Source organism: Bradyrhizobium glycinis (assembly GCF_016031655.1).
Lineage (GTDB): Bacteria > Pseudomonadota > Alphaproteobacteria > Rhizobiales > Xanthobacteraceae > Bradyrhizobium > Bradyrhizobium glycinis.
Genome location: NZ_JACCHQ010000029.1, coordinates 18,166 through 33,526 on the forward strand (window position 1 = coordinate 18,166; position 15,361 = coordinate 33,526).

Genomic DNA, 15,361 nt, shown 5'->3' on the forward strand with positions numbered 1-15,361 from the left:
GTCCTACCAATACCGCTGCTGCCTGAACGTCAACCGTCCCGCGCCCCAAATGAGGTGCGGACACGACGATCATATGACTGCGGTCCCCCTTTAGTTCATCCCGGCTGGGGATGGAAATACTCGAAAATCCTGCGCGCGCTCTCGGCGCTCACCCCCGGAACCTTGCCGAGATCGGCGATCGAGGCCCGTTCGATCTCCTTCAGGGTTCCGAAATGGTGCAGCAAGGCACGTTTGCGTGACGGGCCGATGCCCGGAATCTCCTGCAAGCCGGCCTCGCGGATGTCCTTCTTGCGCAGCTTGCGGTGCGAGCCGATGACGAAGCGGTGGGCTTCGTCGCGCAGGCGCTGGATGAAATAGAGCACGGGATCGCGCGGCTCCAGCTTGATCGCCTCGCGCTCCGGCATGAACAGGGTCTCGCGGCCGGCATCCCGGTCCGGTCCCTTGGCGACCGACATCAGCGACACCTGGGTCAGGCCGAGATTGGCGAAGATCTCGCGCACGGCGTTGAGCTGGCCGCGGCCGCCGTCGATGATCACGAGGTCGGGCCATTGCGGGAAATCGTCGTCCTTGGCCTTGCTGGCGGCGTCCTCGGGCGGATTGATCAGGCGCTTGAAGCGGCGCTCCAGCACCTCGCGCATCATGGCGAAGTCGTCGCCGGGCGTGATCCCTTCCGACTTGATGTTGAACTTGCGGTACTGGTTCTTCACGAAGCCATCGGGGCCCGCGACGATCATGGCGCCGACCGCGTTGGTGCCCTGGATGTGGCTGTTGTCGTAGACCTCGATGCGCTTGGGCACGTGCGGCAGGCTCAGCGTCGCGGCCATGGCCTCGAGCAGCCGGCTTTGCGTCGCGGTGTCCGCGAGCTTGCGGCCGAGCGCCTCGCGCGCATTGGTCAGCGCGTGGGTGACCAGCTCTTTCTTTTCGCCGCGCTTGGGCGCGGTGACCTCGACCTTGTGGCCGGCCTTGATCGACAGCGCGTTGGCGAGCAGCTCGCTCTCCTCGATTTCGTGCGAGAGCAGGATGTTCTTCGGCGGCGGCTTGTCGTCGTAGAACTGGGCGAGGAAGGAGCCGAGCACTTCCTCAGGCGTAAAGCTCTTCTCCGCCCGCGGAAAATAAGCGCGGTTGCCCCAGTTCTGTCCGGTGCGGAAGAAGAACACCTCGACGCAGGAGAAGCCGCCCTCCTGGTGGATGGCGAACACGTCGGCTTCTTCGACCGTGCGCGGGTTGATGCCCTGCTGCGACTGGATCGCCGACAGCGCAGCGAGGCGGTCGCGGTAGAGCGCGGCGCGCTCGAATTCGAGCTCGCTCGAGGCCTTCTCCATCTCGCCGGCGAGCTCCTGCTTCACCGCATGGCTCTTGCCGGAGAGGAAGTCGCTCGCCTCGCGCACCAGCGTCGAATAGCCGCCGAAATCGATCTCGCGGGTGCAGGGGCCGGCGCAGCGGCGGATCTGGTGGAGCAGGCAGGGCCGGGTGCGGCTCTCGAAGAAGGAATCGGTGCAGGAGCGGATCAAAAACGCGCGCTGCAGCGCCGTGATGGTGCGGTTGACCGCGCCGGCGGAGGCGAACGGGCCGAAATAGCGCCCGGGCCGGGTCTGCGCGCCGCGATGTTTCAGGATCTGCGGCGCCCAATGGTCGCCGGTGATCAGGATGTAGGGAAACGATTTGTCGTCGCGAAGCTGCACGTTGAAGCGCGGCCGCAGCTGCTTGATCAGGTTGGCTTCCAGCAGCAGCGCCTCGGTCTCGGTCGCGGTCGAGACGATCTCCACCGTGACGGTGGCCGCGATCATGCGCAGGATGCGGGCCGGCAGCGGCGCACTCTGGCGCGCATAACTGGACAGGCGCTTTTTGACGTTCTTGGCCTTGCCGACATAGAGCACGTCGGCGTTCGCATTGAGCATGCGATAGACGCCGGGTGAGGTCGGCGCGAGGCGGACCGCGCGCTCGATCGCCTCGTGACCGGTCGCGAGCGGGCCTTCGCCGACGGCGCCGCTCTCTTCCAGGATGTCCGGCAGCAGGGCATCGTCCTCGTCATCGCCCCCTGCCGCCGCGGGATCGACGTCCGGCGCGGCCAGCCGCTCGGGCGGCGCGTCGCTCGCAGCAGCCGGCGACTTGCGCGCGCGGTCGTCCGGATTGTCGGAGGAATCGTGAACCATGGAGCGAATTTAGGCGCTGGGGATGCCGATTTGAAGTTCCGGCCATGCGGCACGCACAGGCGGCCAGTTCCCGGTAACGCTTCCTTAAGTCTGTTAAGCGGGCGGTAACCCGACTTAACAGCCCTTTAACTTAAAACTCTCGATAAATCCTACGCGAAAAGTTCTTGGTTCCGTAACCATGCGGTTTTGCTCGCGCGGCGGCGCGGGCATGGCTCGGGTTGCGACAGTTGCGTTGGAGTGAGTGATGAAGAGGCTCGTTGTGGGCGCAGCCGCGTTGGTTGCAGCCGGCTGGACAGCTTCGGCAGAGGCCGCCGATCTCAATTACGGGCAGCGTGCGCCCTACACCGTCAATCAGCCGCTCAATGCCTATAGCTGGGCGGGCCCCTATCTCGGCGGCAACATCGGCTATGAATGGGGCTCGGTCGACAACAACCCCACCAAGCCGTCCGGCTTCGTCGGCGGTGTGCAGGCCGGCTACAATTTCCAGAACGGCCCGTGGGTGTTCGGCGTTGAGGGCGACATCCAGGCAGCTGGCGCCGACGATACCTTCGCGCCGTGGAAATTCTCCAATCCGTGGTTCGGCACCCTGCGCGGCCGCGCCGGCTATACGTTCAGCAACGTGCTGTTCTACGGCACCGCCGGCCTCGCCTTCGGCGAGCTGCGGGCGCAGACCTTCGGCTGGACGGAGTCGCACACCACCGCCGGCTGGACCATCGGTGCCGGTGCGGAAGTCGGCCTCGCACCGAACTGGAGCGCCAAGCTCGAATATCTCTACATCGATCTGTCGACCAGCCAGTTCGCAATTACGGGCGTGTCAAACGGCTATAGCGCCAGCGTTGTCCGCGCAGGCGTGAACTATCACTTCTGACATCCAAAGAAGAAAATACCGGACCAGCCTCCCGGCCGCTCGCGGCCGGGATTTTTTTTCGCGCCAGACTCGCTAGGAGAGGATCACCAGATTGACCGCCTTCGGTCCCTTCCCCTTCTTGTCCGGTTCGACTTCGAAAGTAATACGCTGTCCTTCAGCAAGGTCCTTCAGTCCAGCCCGCTCCACAGCGGTGATGTGAACGAAGACATCGCGACCGCCGTCGTCAGGCTTGATGAAGCCGTAGCCGCGCTCGCCGTTGAAGAACTTGACCGTTCCCGTCATGGCCATCGGGAAACTCCCCCTCATTGCTCCTCCGCCGCGACGCAGACTCACGTCACGACATGACCGGGCCTTACGGAGCCCGGGAGCTGGCCATCCTTGGACGGACCTATCGGTCCGGCGGGATCTTTCTTAGGGCCTTCACTCCGCCGCAACCATTCGCGGAAGCGGAACGTAAAGCCAGTCATGGAAATAGCATAATACGGTTCTTTGCAGATTGACTACCGGTCCTGCATATTTTTCCCAAGAATGCCGGAGTGTTACGGCCTGGCGTTAAGGCTTGGGCACCTCCAGTCGGAATCTGGCAGCCCCGCCCTGGCCGAGCGGTATTTCCAGCTCCGGCAGAATGGTCTTGAGCTCGCCGTGCAGCGTGTAGGGCGGGTTGACGATCAGGAGACCGGTGGAGGTGAGGGCGGCGCTGTCGGCTTGCGGCGCGACGCTGAATTCGAGCCGCAGGCATTTTCCGAGCGGCTTTGCTGCAGCTGCGAGCCGCGCCACGGTTTGTGCCAGCGTGTCGGTGGCCCGCCGGTTCTTGGCGGGATACCAGATTACGTAGATACCGGTCGGCCATTTCGCGAACGCCGCCGCGAAGGCTTCGCCGAGCCGCTCGAACTCGTCCTTGGCCTCGAAGGGCGGATCGATCAGCACGAGCCCACGCCGCTCCTTCGGCGGCACGAAGGCCGGCAGCGCCACCCAGCCGTCGAGATCGACCACGCGGGCCTGCTCGTCGCGGCGCAGCGCATCAATCAGCGCTTTCCGTGCCTTCAGCTCGAGCTCGCAGGCGACGAGCCGGTCCTGCGGCCTGAGCAGGCCGCGCGCGATCAACGGCGAGCCCGGATAGACCTTGAGCTTCCCCTTCGGATTGAAGGCGCGGACGATGTCGAGATAGGGCTTCGTCAGCGCCGCGCTCTCGTTCGACAGGCGGGCCTGCAGCAGCCGCGCAATGCCGGTCAGCCATTCGCCGCCGCGGCGCGCCTCGTCGCTGTCGAGATCGTAGAGGCCGGCGCCGGCATGGGTGTCGATGACGCGGAACGCTGCCGGCTTGTCCTGCAGATAAGTGAGGATGCGCGCCAGCACGATGTGCTTGATGACATCGGCGAAGCTGCCGGCGTGGAAGGCGTGGCGGTAGTTCATGGAAAGATCTGCGGCTCAGAAAAGAGAATGCGCAGCATCTTTTACTCGTCATGCCCGGGCTTGTCCCGGGCATCCACGTCCTTCGCGCCGCGTTGTGAAACGTGGATGGCCGGGACAAGCCCGGCCATGACGGTGCGGGCGCTACGTACGCAGAACTAACCGCCCCTGATCGGCGGCATGGTCACCTGGTCGCGGCGGCAGGCGCGGCGCTCGATCTCGTCGCAAGCGCGGAATTGCAGGTCCTTGCTGAGGCAGATGCGGACCTCGGACAGCCGTGTCCGGTTGCAGGTGACCGAGACGGCGGCATTGCTGAGACCCGGATTGGCTTTGATGAAGGCCTCCTCCACCTCCGCCGGCGCCACGGTCTTGGCCTGCGACAGATCGAGATATTCAGCCGGGATCTTGATCGCGGCGCGCGCTTTCCGGATCGTCTCGAAATAGCCGCGGCCCTCGAGCCCGGAGCAGGTGCCGTGCTTGTCCCATTCGTTGAAGATCAGGCCCGGCGCCGGCATCAGGTCGAGCATCGAGGAGACGATGTTGCGGTTCAGCCGCGGCGCCGGCCGCTGGCAGTATTCCGGAAAACCGTTCTCGTATTGCGGCCACAGCCCATGCACCACGAAGGCGTAGGGCCGTCCGCCGCATTGCATCTGGGACCGGCCGCCGCGCTCGGCGGCTTCCTCGCAGAACGAGGGCGACCACGACAGCGACAGCACATAGAAATCGAACTCGCCCGGTGCGTTCTGCCGCTTGTCCTGCGCCTTCGCACCGCCGGCGAGGGTGGCCAACCCCGCAGCGAGGGTCAGCGAGATCATCAGGCGGGACAACGAACGCAATCTGGAGTCAAACATGACGACGCCCCTCAACTAGACTGTGTACACAGCCTAGCAGGGAGCTGGAACATTTCAAGAACAAAATGCGGGCGGCACTCGTCTGCCGTGAGTTCAACCCGAATCAGCCGCTTCGGGATCAGGGCTTGGCGGCGCGGCAGGCCGGGTTATAGGCCCAGTTGCGGTCGAGTCCGACCACGCACCATTCGACGCCGTTGCCGTAACCGGCAAAGCCGCCGTCTTCGATCAGCGAAAAATGCACCTTGCGCACCTTGCCGTCGGTGAGCATGGCCTCAGCGGTGCAATAGCGGCGCGGAATGTTGTCGGACTGCCAGGGACGGAACGCGACCTCACGAACGGCAGAGAAGCCGGTGATCTTCAACGGGGAATTCCAGAACGAGCTTTCCTTTTCCCAGAACTGGGTGGCGATCGTCGGCAGCGCCCTGTCGCAATCGGCGACGGCACCGTCATAACGCGGCCCGCTCAGCCAGAAATTCAACTCGAGCGGATTGGCAGCCTTGGCCTCGCCGAGCGATAGTGCTCCGAACATGAGGCCGAGCACGGCGGCAAAGCGGAGCGATTTCTGGGAGGGGGCGGGCATGGTCAATCCGGGCAGCTAAGGTCTTGCGAAGGTCGGACGGTGCCGCGAAGGCTGGGGGAGGTCAAGTGCAGCGCGGCAACACTTCGCCAGGACTTGACCAGGATGTCGCGGCCAACAGGGGTTCGGTTCTTTTCACGTCCGTCCCGGCACCGTAAACTGGCCCCAAGCCAATTGGAGTAACGGGAATGCGAATCATTGCGGCCGCGGGCCTTCTTGCCAGCCTGATTGTCTCGGGCATGGCGAGCCAGTCGGCGCGCGCCGACATCTTTTCTCCGGTGCCGCCGTTCAAGGGCAACGACACTGGCGGCATCATCGCCTATTCGATGGCGACCCAGGTCGATGCGCGTCAGGTCGCGGTCGATCACTGCGCCCGCTACGGCAAGGTCGCGAAATTCCTGGGCGTGCAGGCCTATGAGGGCGGCTACGTCTCGTTCGCCTGCCGCTGGGTGCCCTATGGCGCCGCCGATCGGCCGATCCGCACGCTCTACTGAGGCGCTGTCGTAGCGCCGCACGTCTCTCAGCCGGGAGTCTTCGACATGACGCGCAAACTCGCTTTGCTCGGCTGGATGCTTTGCCTCGGATTGTCGGCAGGCAGCGCCGACGCCGACGACCTCCCGCTGCGCAAGGCAGGTCTTTGGGAAATGAAGCTGATCACTTCAGGTTCGCCCGTGCCCGAGATGACCATGCAGCACTGCACCGACGAGACTGTTGACAAGGAGATGAGCAACAACGTCTCCCCGATGGCCAAGCAGATCTGCGCCAAGCAGGAGATCAAGAAGACCGCGACCGGCTATGTCAGCGATTCCGAGTGCAACGTCGCCGGCGTCAGCACGACCTCGCATGCCGAGATATCAGGCGATTTCAACTCGGCCTACACGGTGAAGACGACCTCGCACGCAAAAGGCGGCGTTGCCGGTGCGGCCGGGCGCGACAGCACCACGACTTTGCAGGCCAAGTGGCTCGGAGCCTGCAAGCCGGATCAGAAGCCCGGCGACATCGTCATGCCCGGCGGCTTCAAGATGAACACGCGCGACATGGACAAGCTGAAGGCGCTGCTGCCGAAGTAGTGTGCTCGCCGCGCAGCCGGTGCGCTCCCTCGCCCCGTTCTTACGGGGAGAGGGTTGGGGTGAGGGGCCTCTCTCCGCGAATGAGATTGTCACGAGACCTGTACCCCCTCACCCGGATCGCAAGAGCGATCCGACCTCTCCCCGCAAGCGGGGAGAGGCAAGAAAGGCTACACTGGTATCCTTACGCTCGCCCGCAATCCCCCCATCGGGCTGTCACCCAGCGTGATGTCGCCGCCATGCGAGCGGGCGATGTCGCGGGCGATCGCGAGCCCCAGGCCGGTGCCGCCTTCATCCTGGTTGCGGGCGTTGTCCAGCCGCAGGAACGGCTTGAACACCTCTTCGCGCAAGTGCGCGGGAATGCCCGGACCGTCGTCATCAACGGTGACGGTCAAATAACGGTGATCGCGCTGGCCGGTGATGGCGATGTTCTTGCCGTAGCGCGCTGCGTTGGTGACGAGGTTGGCGAGGCAGCGCTTGAACGAAGCCGGCTTCACCGTCACCACGGGCAGGCCGTTGAACGCGACGGTCGCGGTGTGGCCGTGACGTTCGGCATCGCTGCGCAGCTCCTCGAGTGCCTGCGCCATGTCGGTCGGCTGCGACTGCTCGCCGGAATCGCCTCGGGCGAAGGCGAGGTAATCCTCCAGCATCATCGACATCTCGTCGACGTCCTTGCGCATGCCCTCGAGCTCGGGGCTGTCGCCGATCAGTGCCAGCTCGAGCTTGAAGCGGGTCAGGATGGTGCGCAGATCGTGGCTGACGCCGGCGAGCATCGCGGTGCGCTGCTCCATCGTGCGCTCGATGCGCGACTTCATCTCCAGGAAGGCGACCGCCGCGCGCCGCACCTCGCGCGCGCCGCGAGGGCGAAAATTCGGCGCCTCGCGGCCCTTGCCGAAACTCTCGGCGGCATCGGCAAGGCGCAGGATCGGCTTGATCTGGTTGCGCAGGAACAGCACCGCGACGATCAAGAGGATCGAGGACGTGCCGACCATCCAGAACAGGAAGATCTCCGAGTTCGAGGCATAGGCGGCGCTGCGCTGCGCGAACACGCGCATCACGGCATCGTCGAGCTGGATGCGGATCTCGACCAGGTTGGAGCGGCCGACCGTGTCGATCCAGAACGAGCGGCCGATCTGGCGGCCGAGCTGCACCGACAGCGTCTGGTCGAGCAGCGAGAAGAACGGTTTTGGTCCCGGCGGCGGCATGTCGCCGGCGGGCAGGAAATCGACGACGAGGCCGAGCCGCTGCTGCGCGATGCGGCGGATCTGGTCGCGATCCCGGTCCTGCGGATAGCCCTTGTAGACGTCGATGAGTGCGGCGATATCCTGCACCACTGCGGCCGACAGGCGGCGCGTGACCGTGTTCCAGTGCCGCTCCATGAACACGAAGGCGACGACCGATTGCAGGATCACCATCGGCACGATCATGATGAGGAGCGCGCGGGCGTAGAGGCCGGTCGGCATCCAGCCCTTGAACGCGTTGCCCATCCAGCCGTTGGCGGCCGAGACGCGGCCGGCGGCGCTCTTCAGAAGCGTCAGGCCGGTATCGATCGTGCTCATCTGGCGCGCTTCACTGCGGTCTAGGGCGAGGCCACCAGGCGGTAGCCGATGCCGCGCACCGCCTGCAGGAACAGCGGATTGGCAGGGTCGGTCTCGATCTTGCGCCGGAGGCGGTTGATCTGCACGTCGACGGCGCGCTCGTTGACGCTGCCATTGCCAGTCAGCGCGCTGCGCGGCACGGTCTCGCCCGGCGTCTCCGCGAGAATTCGCAGCATCTCGCGCTCGCGGTCGGTGAGGTGGATGACCTCCTCGCCCTGGCGCAATTCGCCGCGCTCGAGATGGTAGACATAGGGCCCGAAGGCGATCTTCTCGATCGTCGTGGCCTGCGGCGGCGGCGCGGCGCGCTTGAGGATGTTGTTGATGCGCAGCGCCAGTTCGCGGGGCTCGAACGGCTTTGCGACGTAATCGTCGGCGCCGATCTGCAAGCCCTCGATGCGGGCTTCCGCCTCGTGGCGCGCCGTCAGCATCACGATTGGCACCGACGACGAGGTGCGGATGAAGCGGGCGAGGTCAAAGCCGGTCTCGCCGGGCATCATGACGTCGAGGATCAGGAGATCGAAATGCAGGCCCAGCAGCTTCGAGCGCGCATCGCCGGCGCTCGCCGCGGTGGTGACGCGGTAGCCTTCGCTCGCAAGAAAGCGCGAGAGCAGGTCGCGGATGCGGCGGTCGTCATCGACCAGCAAGAGATGCGGGGCATCGTCGGCCGGTTGCACCGGCGGGCGGGCGAGCGTGGCAGCGAGCGGCACGGTCACTCCTTGGCGTCTTGGTTGACGGAAGCGAAGATCGTCTCCAGCACCTTGTCCGGATCGTCACGGTCGATCATCGCGCGCAGGAAGCGCTTCACAGTCTCGGCGTCCTGCGGACCCATCTCCGCAAGCGCCCTGGTGATCCGCGTGGTCTGCAGCCCGGCGAGCTTCTGCACCAGCGCCTCGCCCTTCGGCGTCGCGTAGAGCAGGCGCTGGCGACGGTCATTGTCGCCGGTCTTCTGCACGATGTAGCCCTCGTCCAGGAGCTGCTTCAGCACCCGGCCGAGCGACTGTTTGGTGATGCGCAGGACGTCGAGCAGGTCGGCGACCTTCAGCCCGGGATAGCGGTAGACGAAATGCATGACCCGGTGGTGGGCCCGGCCGAAGCCGAACGCCTCCAACTCCTGGTCGGGATCGCCGACGAAATCGCGATAGGCGAAGAACAGCAGCTCGATGATATCCCAGCGCAAATTGCCTCCATCCGACGCGGCGGGCCGAGATTCGGCGACGTCAGGAGGAGCGGCTGCGAAATTTATGTCAGGCATATTGACGTATCTTGGGTTCTATGTTACAAAACGATCGACCCGCACGAAATTTTAGATCGTTTCGCGCCGGGTGGCATCATAGCAGGACGGCCGGAGAGAGCCGGGCAGCGGCGACGGCCGAAGCAGATCTACCGTGCGATTGTCGAGCGGCATTTCGGCAAAACATACTGGACTTCCGCCTTCCGCAAAAGCATGTCCTGCCCGACATGCTGGCCGCGGAAACCGGCCGTAACATGGCTGGCGGCGGTCCGGCCAGAAACCAATCAAGCCAGCCGGGCCCGAACGGGCAAGGCGGGCGCGAGAACAGCGCCGCCACCGGCAGCGGGAGGCAAGGACATGAGCATGACATTCGACATCCAGCCCGCATCCAATCCGACACCTGAGAAGGACCGCGTCGCCAAGCTGGTGGATCCCGGCTTCGGGCGGGTCTTCACCGATCACATGGCGATCGTCCGCTACAACCAGGCCAAGGGCGGCTGGTACGAGGCGAAGATCGAGGCGCGCGCCAACTTCCAGCTCGATCCCGCCGGCGCGGTCCTGCACTATGCGCAGGAGATCTTCGAAGGCCTGAAGGCCTACAAGCGCGACGACGGCGGCGTGAACCTGTTCCGTCCCGACGCCAATGCGCGGCGTTTTAGGGACTCGGCCGATCGCATGGCGATGGCGCAGCTGCCTGAAGACGTCTTCATCGAGGCGGTCGAGCAGGTCGTGCGCATCGACCGCGCCTGGATGCCGGGCGGCGAGGGCAGCCTTTACTTGCGCCCGTTCATGATCGCGAGCGAGACCTTCCTCGGCGTCAAGCCGTCGTCCGAATACATCTTTGCGGTGATCGCCTCGCCCGTCGGCTCGTACTTCAAGGGCGGGCCTGCGCCGGTCTCGATCTGGGTGTCGGAGAACTACACGCGCGCCGCGATCGGCGGCACTGGCGCGGTCAAATGCGGCGGCAATTATGCCGCGAGCCTGCGCGCTCAGGCCGAGGCGATCCAGCACGGCTGCGACCAGGTCGTCTTCCTCGATGCGGTGGAGCGCCGCTACATCGAAGAGCTCGGCGGCATGAACGTGTTCTTCGTGTTCGACGATGGCTCGCTGTCGACGCCGCCGCTCGGCACCATCCTGCCCGGCATCACCCGCGACTCCATCATCACGCTCGCCCGCGATGCCGGCAAGACGGTGCGCGAAGAACCCTATTCGCTCGAGCAGTGGCGCAAGGATGCGGCGAGCGGCAAACTCAAGGAAGCCTTCGCCTGCGGCACCGCCGCCGTGATCTCGCCGATCGGCAAGGTGCGTTCGGTCAGCGGCGACTTCGAGATTTCGGGCGGCGCCGCCGGCCCCGTCGCCATGGGCCTGCGCAAGCAGCTCGTCGACATCCAGTACGGCCGCACCAACGATCCGCACAACTGGATCCGCAAGGTGTTTTGAGGTCTCGTGTCCCGGACGCGCAAAGCGCGAGCCGGGACCCAGAGTGCCAGCGGCTGGACCCCGGATTAGCAGCGCACCACGCCGCCAAGAGGCGGCGCGTTGCGCAGCATCCGGGGAACACCAGGCGACAGGCCGGCATGCCATGAACGGCCCGCCACGATCCCGCGACAAAGCCCGTAGACATTGACGCATCCTGGATATCGCGGTCATGGCGACAAAGCTCTCCCAACCCATGAAATGGGTCGTTCTCGCCGCCATCACCGGCGTTTGCGTTTTCGGCATCCTGGCCATCGGCCCGACCCACGAGGTCGCCGCGCAGGACCGCTCGCCGATCGTCGACGTCCGCACCAGCGATCCCGAGATGAACGCTGCGATCGCGCGGGCCCGCGCCACGCTCCCCACCTTCTGGACCTCCTATGAATCGCCAAAGCCGTCCGAGACCGGCCACGCCCTGAAGGTGCACTTCACGACCCGCAGGGGCGGCGAGCATGTCTGGATCGGCGAGCTGAAGAAGCAGCCCGGCGGGACGTATTCGGGCCTGTTCGCCAACGAACCGCGCGATTTGCCGGGCAAACACGCAGGCGACCCGGTCAAGTTCACCGCGGCCGACATCTCGGACTGGATGTTCATGCGGAACGGCAAGATCGTCGGCGGCGAAACCATCAAGCCGCTGCTCAAATCCATGCCGAAAGCCGACGCCGACGCGCTCCGGGCGCGGATGGAGCAGCCGTAAGTATAGGGCGTCATTCCGGGGCGCCCGAGGGGCGAACTATGGTGCGCAATCGCGCACCTAAGAATCTCGAGATTCCGGGTTCTCGTTTCGCGAGCCCCGGAATGACGTCGGCCTCTAAGCCGCGGTTGCCGCCTCCCGCGCCGGCTGGTAAACGCCGCGCATGGCCGAGAAACCCAAAAAACCCCAGAAACTGAAGGCGCGCCTGCCGCGCGGGCTTGAGGATCGCGATCCTGCCGCGATCCGGGCGACGCGCGAGATGGTCGAGAAGATCCGCGCCGTCTACGAGCTCTACGGTTTCGAGCCGGTGGAGACGCCGGCGATGGAATACACCGACGCGCTCGGCAAATTCCTGCCCGACCAGGACCGTCCGAACGAGGGCGTGTTCTCGTTCCAGGACGACGACGAGCAATGGATCAGCCTGCGCTACGACCTGACCGCGCCGCTCGCGCGTTACGTCGGTGAGCGCTACGGCACCGACGGTCTGGTTCTGCCCTATCGCAGCTACCGAGTCGGTTATGTCTTCCGCAACGAAAAGCCCGGTCCCGGCCGCTTCCGCCAGTTCATGCAGTTCGATGCCGATACGGTGGGCTCGGCGACGCCGGCGGCGGATGCCGAGATCTGCATGATGGCGGCGGACACGATGGAGGCGCTCGGTATCGCGCGCGGCCAGTACGTGGTGAAGGTGAACAATCGCAAGGTGCTCGACGGCGTTCTGGAGGCCATTGGCCTTGCGGGTGAGGACAATGCGGCGCGCAGACTGACCGTGCTGCGGGCGATCGACAAGCTCGACAAGTTTTCCGCGGACGAAGTGCGCAAGCTGCTCGGTCCCGGACGCTGGGACGGCGGCGAGGAAGGCAAGGGCGACTTCACCAAAGGCGCCAATTTGAGCGCGGCGGAAGCCGACGTTGTTCTCGCCATCACCAAGCCGCGCGAGGATTGGAAAGAAGCAATTGCCGCAGCAGAAGCCTATCTCGCCAAGAGCGAGGTCGGCCAGGCCGGCGTCAGCGAGCTGGAAGAGATTGCAAAACTGGTCACCGCGTCGGGCTATGGCGCGGATCGCATCAAGATCGATCCGTCCGTGGTGCGCGGCCTCGAATATTACACCGGCCCCGTGTACGAGGTCGAACTCCTCCTCGACACCAAGGACGAGAAGGGCCGCCCAGTGCGGTTCGGCTCAGTCGGCGGCGGCGGACGTTACGACGGCCTCGTCTCGCGCTTCCGCGGCGAGCCGGTGCCGGCAACCGGATTCTCGATCGGCGTGTCACGGCTGCAAGCGGCGCTGACGCTGCTCGGCAAGCTCGACACGCGGCCCGAATTCGGCCCCGTCGTCGTCACCGTGTTCGACCGCGACCGCGTCGCCGACTACCAGAAGATGGTCGCGAGCTTGCGCACCGCCGGCATCCGCGCCGAGCTTTATCTCGGCAACCCAAAGAACATGGGCAACCAGCTCAAATATGCCGACCGCCGCAACTCACCGTGCGTCATCATCCAGGGCTCGGACGAAAAGGCGCGCGGCGAGGTGCAGGTCAAGGACCTGATCGAAGGCGCCAAGGCGGCCGCCGCGATCGCTTCCAACCAGGAATGGCGCGAGACCCGGCCGGCACAGTTCTCGTGCAGCGAAGCCGATCTCGTCGCCAAGGTGCGCGAGGTCCTGGCCCGCCATGACGTGAAGTGGGGCTAGCTATTCGCCTCGATCGTCATGCGCGGGCTTGACCCGCGCATCCATCTTCAAAATGATGGATTGCCGGGTCAAGCCCGGCAATGACGAGTGGACGAGGAAAGAGCAACAGGGAGACGACGATGCCTGAGATCACCATCAGCATGGCCGAAGGCCGTACCGATGAGCAGAAGGCCGGCATGATGCGCGACATCACCCAGGCGCTGGTGAAGAACCTCGGTATCGATGCCGATGCCGTCGTCATCCAGATCAATGAAGCCCCGCTCCGCCACAAGATGAAGGGCGGCAAGACCTTCGTGGAGCGCGCGGCGGCCGCGAAAAAATAGCCATTGCCGTTGCGGCAAACGCCGCTGTCGTCCCGGACAAGCGTCAGCGCAGGTCGGGGACGACACTGAGTGTGAGGGTCCATGGACGCACGCGACTTCATCACAACAGGCATGAGCGCCGAGCGCACGCTGGTGGTGCCGGTGGAGCGCACCGTCGGGCATTTCGTGCCCGGTATGCCGTTTGTCTACGCGACCCCGATGATGATCCTGGAGATGGAGATGACATCGGGCGATGCGATCCGCTCAGCGCTCCAGCCGGGCTGGGTCACTGTCGGTACCGAGGTCGACATCCGCCATCTTGCCGCCGCGCTCGTCGGCGCGACCGTGCGGACCACCGCAAAGGTGGTCGCGGTCGAGCGCCGCGTCATCCGCTTCGAGGTCGAGGCGTTCGAGGGCACGCGCAAGCTCGGCGAAGGCCGCCACGCGCGCGGGCTCGTCAATGTCGAGATGTTCAACAAGCGACTGGGGGCAAAGCCCGGAGTTTCGTAGGGTGGATTAGCCGAAGGCGTAATCCACCAACTTCATTCCGCAATCGCTGAGACCATGGTGGGTTACGGCTTCGCCTAACCCACCCTACCGCACCGTCTTACTTCGCCAATTCCTTCGACCGCTGCGTCGCCGCGGCGATCGCGCGGATCATGAGATCGCGCAATCCCGGCTCGCCCATCAGCACGCCGAGCGCTGCGGCCGTGGTGCCGCCGGGCGAGGTGACGTTCTGGCGCAACGTGCTCGACGGAAGCTCCGACTGGTGCAGCAGCTCGCCGGAGCCGGCGACGGTCTCGCGGGCGAGCCGCGTCGCCAGGGCTTCGGGCAATCCCGCCTCAATGCCGGCGCGGGCGAGCTCTTCGGCGAGCAGGAACACATAGGCCGGGCCCGAGCCGGACACGGCGGTGACCGCGTCCATCAATCCTTCGTCCTCGACCCATTCGACCGCGCCGGTGGCGCGCAGCAGCGCATCGGCCACCGCGCGCTGCGCGGCGCTGACGTCGTCCGCCGCAACGGCGACGGTGATGCCGCGGCCGATCGCGGCCGGCGTGTTCGGCATCGCGCGCACCACGGCGCCGCCGCAGACCTGCTGGAGCGCGGCGATCGTGGTGCCCGCCATGATCGAGACCACCGAGGTCTTGTCCGAGACGAACGGCTTCAGCTTGGCGCCGGCCTCGCGGAACATCTGCGGCTTCACCGCCACGACGAGTGTCTCGACAACGCCGGCAGTGCTCACATCAGGATTGAGCACGACGCCCTTGGCGGCCAGCGCGGAGATCTCCGGCGCAATGTGCGGATCGATCACCGCGACGCGGCGCGGATCGAGCCCGCCTGCCAGCCATCCCGTGAGCATCGCGCCGCCCATCTTGCCGGCGCCAGCGAGCAGGATGGTGCCGGAGATGCTTTGGAGAGGATTGTTTGCCATCGCCGTTGCCACACACTC

Annotated in this window: 17 protein-coding genes; 8 read left to right on the plus strand and 9 right to left on the minus strand. The window is 65.3% G+C overall.

Going from position 1 to position 15,361, the window contains the following annotated elements:
• Positions 1 to 95 precede the first annotated feature (95 nt).
• A complete protein-coding gene (gene uvrC / locus HZZ16_RS30565) occupies positions 96 to 2,153 on the minus strand; it encodes an excinuclease ABC subunit UvrC (RefSeq protein ID WP_197953649.1) in 2,058 nt (685 codons plus the stop codon).
• A 244-nt stretch (positions 2,154 to 2,397) separates the two neighbouring features.
• Between uvrC and HZZ16_RS30570 the strand changes: the two genes are divergently transcribed.
• On the plus strand, positions 2,398 to 3,021 hold the full coding sequence (locus HZZ16_RS30570; RefSeq protein ID WP_197953651.1) for an outer membrane protein: 624 nt from the start codon (positions 2,398 to 2,400) through the stop codon (positions 3,019 to 3,021).
• Between the two features lie 72 nt (positions 3,022 to 3,093).
• On the opposite strand, the gene HZZ16_RS30575 is transcribed toward HZZ16_RS30570, so the two are convergent.
• The 4 genes from HZZ16_RS30575 to HZZ16_RS30590 form a co-directional block, all read right to left on the minus strand.
• Complete coding sequence (locus tag HZZ16_RS30575; RefSeq protein ID WP_008544396.1) at positions 3,094 to 3,309, minus strand: cold-shock protein; 216 nt, start codon at positions 3,307 to 3,309, stop codon at positions 3,094 to 3,096.
• A 264-nt stretch (positions 3,310 to 3,573) separates the two neighbouring features.
• On the minus strand, positions 3,574 to 4,434 hold the full coding sequence (locus HZZ16_RS30580) for a 23S rRNA (adenine(2030)-N(6))-methyltransferase RlmJ (RefSeq protein ID WP_197953654.1): 861 nt from the start codon (positions 4,432 to 4,434) through the stop codon (positions 3,574 to 3,576).
• A gap of 155 nt (positions 4,435 to 4,589) precedes the next feature.
• Positions 4,590 to 5,282, minus strand: coding sequence for a ribonuclease T2 family protein (locus HZZ16_RS30585; protein ID WP_197953656.1), 693 nt, complete (start codon positions 5,280 to 5,282; stop codon positions 4,590 to 4,592).
• Positions 5,283 to 5,400: 118 nt separating this feature from the next.
• Entirely contained in the window at positions 5,401 to 5,862 is a 462-nt protein-coding gene (locus tag HZZ16_RS30590; RefSeq protein ID WP_197953657.1) for a hypothetical protein, read from the minus strand.
• A gap of 185 nt (positions 5,863 to 6,047) precedes the next feature.
• Here HZZ16_RS30590 and HZZ16_RS30595 point away from each other — a divergent pair, with 185 nt between their 5' ends.
• Together HZZ16_RS30595 and HZZ16_RS30600 are read left to right on the plus strand one after the other, a co-directional pair.
• Positions 6,048 to 6,353, plus strand: a complete 306-nt coding sequence (locus tag HZZ16_RS30595; protein ID WP_197953658.1) for a hypothetical protein — start codon at positions 6,048 to 6,050, stop codon at positions 6,351 to 6,353.
• Between the two features lie 45 nt (positions 6,354 to 6,398).
• Positions 6,399 to 6,929 carry a DUF3617 domain-containing protein gene (locus HZZ16_RS30600; protein WP_197953659.1) on the plus strand — a complete coding sequence of 177 codons (531 nt, stop codon included), beginning with the start codon at positions 6,399 to 6,401 and terminating at the stop codon, positions 6,927 to 6,929.
• A 167-nt stretch (positions 6,930 to 7,096) separates the two neighbouring features.
• Here the strand turns inward: HZZ16_RS30600 and HZZ16_RS30605 are convergent, their stop codons facing one another.
• Genes HZZ16_RS30605 through HZZ16_RS30615 form a run of 3 tightly spaced genes read right to left on the minus strand, consistent with a single transcriptional unit; the run spans position 7,097 to position 9,776 of the window.
• The gene (locus HZZ16_RS30605) at positions 7,097 to 8,485 is read right to left on the minus strand and encodes an ATP-binding protein (protein ID WP_197953660.1); all 1,389 of its coding nucleotides are present in this window, start codon (positions 8,483 to 8,485) and stop codon (positions 7,097 to 7,099) included.
• A 20-nt stretch (positions 8,486 to 8,505) separates the two neighbouring features.
• Positions 8,506 to 9,237, minus strand: coding sequence for a response regulator (locus HZZ16_RS30610; RefSeq protein ID WP_197953661.1), 732 nt, complete (start codon positions 9,235 to 9,237; stop codon positions 8,506 to 8,508).
• Positions 9,234 to 9,776 (minus strand): MarR family winged helix-turn-helix transcriptional regulator, encoded by a 543-nt coding sequence (locus HZZ16_RS30615; protein WP_197953662.1) that lies wholly within the window; start codon positions 9,774 to 9,776, stop codon positions 9,234 to 9,236. The genes HZZ16_RS30610 and HZZ16_RS30615 overlap by 4 nt, the downstream gene beginning before the upstream one ends.
• Positions 9,777 to 10,112: 336 nt before the next feature.
• On the opposite strand from HZZ16_RS30615, the gene HZZ16_RS30620 reads away from it, so the two are divergent.
• From HZZ16_RS30620 to HZZ16_RS30640, 5 genes are all read left to right on the plus strand, one after another.
• The gene (locus HZZ16_RS30620) at positions 10,113 to 11,195 is read left to right on the plus strand and encodes a branched-chain amino acid aminotransferase (protein ID WP_197953663.1); all 1,083 of its coding nucleotides are present in this window, start codon (positions 10,113 to 10,115) and stop codon (positions 11,193 to 11,195) included.
• Positions 11,196 to 11,403: 208 nt separating this feature from the next.
• Positions 11,404 to 11,928 (plus strand): YegJ family protein, encoded by a 525-nt coding sequence (locus tag HZZ16_RS30625; protein WP_197953665.1) that lies wholly within the window; start codon positions 11,404 to 11,406, stop codon positions 11,926 to 11,928.
• Positions 11,929 to 12,088: 160 nt separating this feature from the next.
• The gene (hisS, locus tag HZZ16_RS30630) at positions 12,089 to 13,609 is read left to right on the plus strand and encodes a histidine--tRNA ligase (RefSeq protein WP_197953668.1); all 1,521 of its coding nucleotides are present in this window, start codon (positions 12,089 to 12,091) and stop codon (positions 13,607 to 13,609) included.
• An 80-nt stretch (positions 13,610 to 13,689) separates the two neighbouring features.
• Positions 13,690 to 13,932, plus strand: a complete 243-nt coding sequence (locus tag HZZ16_RS30635; RefSeq protein ID WP_197953670.1) for a tautomerase family protein — start codon at positions 13,690 to 13,692, stop codon at positions 13,930 to 13,932.
• 81 nt (positions 13,933 to 14,013) lie between these two features.
• A complete protein-coding gene (locus HZZ16_RS30640; RefSeq protein ID WP_197953672.1) occupies positions 14,014 to 14,421 on the plus strand; it encodes a thioesterase family protein in 408 nt (135 codons plus the stop codon).
• Positions 14,422 to 14,518: 97 nt separating this feature from the next.
• Here the strand turns inward: HZZ16_RS30640 and proC are convergent, their stop codons facing one another.
• Positions 14,519 to 15,343 (minus strand): pyrroline-5-carboxylate reductase, encoded by an 825-nt coding sequence (proC, locus tag HZZ16_RS30645; protein WP_197953674.1) that lies wholly within the window; start codon positions 15,341 to 15,343, stop codon positions 14,519 to 14,521.
• Between the last annotated feature and the right edge of the window lie 18 nt (positions 15,344 to 15,361).

Bases quoted from the DNA above. Each gene is read 5' to 3' on its own strand.
- uvrC (WP_197953649.1), bottom strand. From the start codon at position 2,153: ATGGTTCACGATTCCTCCGACAATCCGGACGACCGCGCGCGCAAGTCG.
- HZZ16_RS30570 (WP_197953651.1), top strand. From the start codon at position 2,398: ATGAAGAGGCTCGTTGTGGGCGCAGCCGCGTTGGTTGCAGCCGGCTGG.
- HZZ16_RS30575 (WP_008544396.1), bottom strand. From the start codon at position 3,309: ATGGCCATGACGGGAACGGTCAAGTTCTTCAACGGCGAGCGCGGCTAC.
- HZZ16_RS30580 (WP_197953654.1), bottom strand. From the start codon at position 4,434: ATGAACTACCGCCACGCCTTCCACGCCGGCAGCTTCGCCGATGTCATC.
- HZZ16_RS30585 (WP_197953656.1), bottom strand. From the start codon at position 5,282: ATGTTTGACTCCAGATTGCGTTCGTTGTCCCGCCTGATGATCTCGCTG.
- HZZ16_RS30590 (WP_197953657.1), bottom strand. From the start codon at position 5,862: ATGCCCGCCCCCTCCCAGAAATCGCTCCGCTTTGCCGCCGTGCTCGGC.
- HZZ16_RS30595 (WP_197953658.1), top strand. From the start codon at position 6,048: ATGCGAATCATTGCGGCCGCGGGCCTTCTTGCCAGCCTGATTGTCTCG.
- HZZ16_RS30600 (WP_197953659.1), top strand. From the start codon at position 6,399: ATGACGCGCAAACTCGCTTTGCTCGGCTGGATGCTTTGCCTCGGATTG.
- HZZ16_RS30605 (WP_197953660.1), bottom strand. From the start codon at position 8,485: ATGAGCACGATCGATACCGGCCTGACGCTTCTGAAGAGCGCCGCCGGC.
- HZZ16_RS30615 (WP_197953662.1), bottom strand. From the start codon at position 9,776: ATGCCTGACATAAATTTCGCAGCCGCTCCTCCTGACGTCGCCGAATCT.
- HZZ16_RS30620 (WP_197953663.1), top strand. From the start codon at position 10,113: ATGAGCATGACATTCGACATCCAGCCCGCATCCAATCCGACACCTGAG.
- HZZ16_RS30625 (WP_197953665.1), top strand. From the start codon at position 11,404: ATGGCGACAAAGCTCTCCCAACCCATGAAATGGGTCGTTCTCGCCGCC.
- hisS (WP_197953668.1), top strand. From the start codon at position 12,089: ATGGCCGAGAAACCCAAAAAACCCCAGAAACTGAAGGCGCGCCTGCCG.
- HZZ16_RS30635 (WP_197953670.1), top strand. From the start codon at position 13,690: ATGACGAGTGGACGAGGAAAGAGCAACAGGGAGACGACGATGCCTGAG.
- HZZ16_RS30640 (WP_197953672.1), top strand. From the start codon at position 14,014: ATGGACGCACGCGACTTCATCACAACAGGCATGAGCGCCGAGCGCACG.
- proC (WP_197953674.1), bottom strand. From the start codon at position 15,343: ATGGCAAACAATCCTCTCCAAAGCATCTCCGGCACCATCCTGCTCGCT.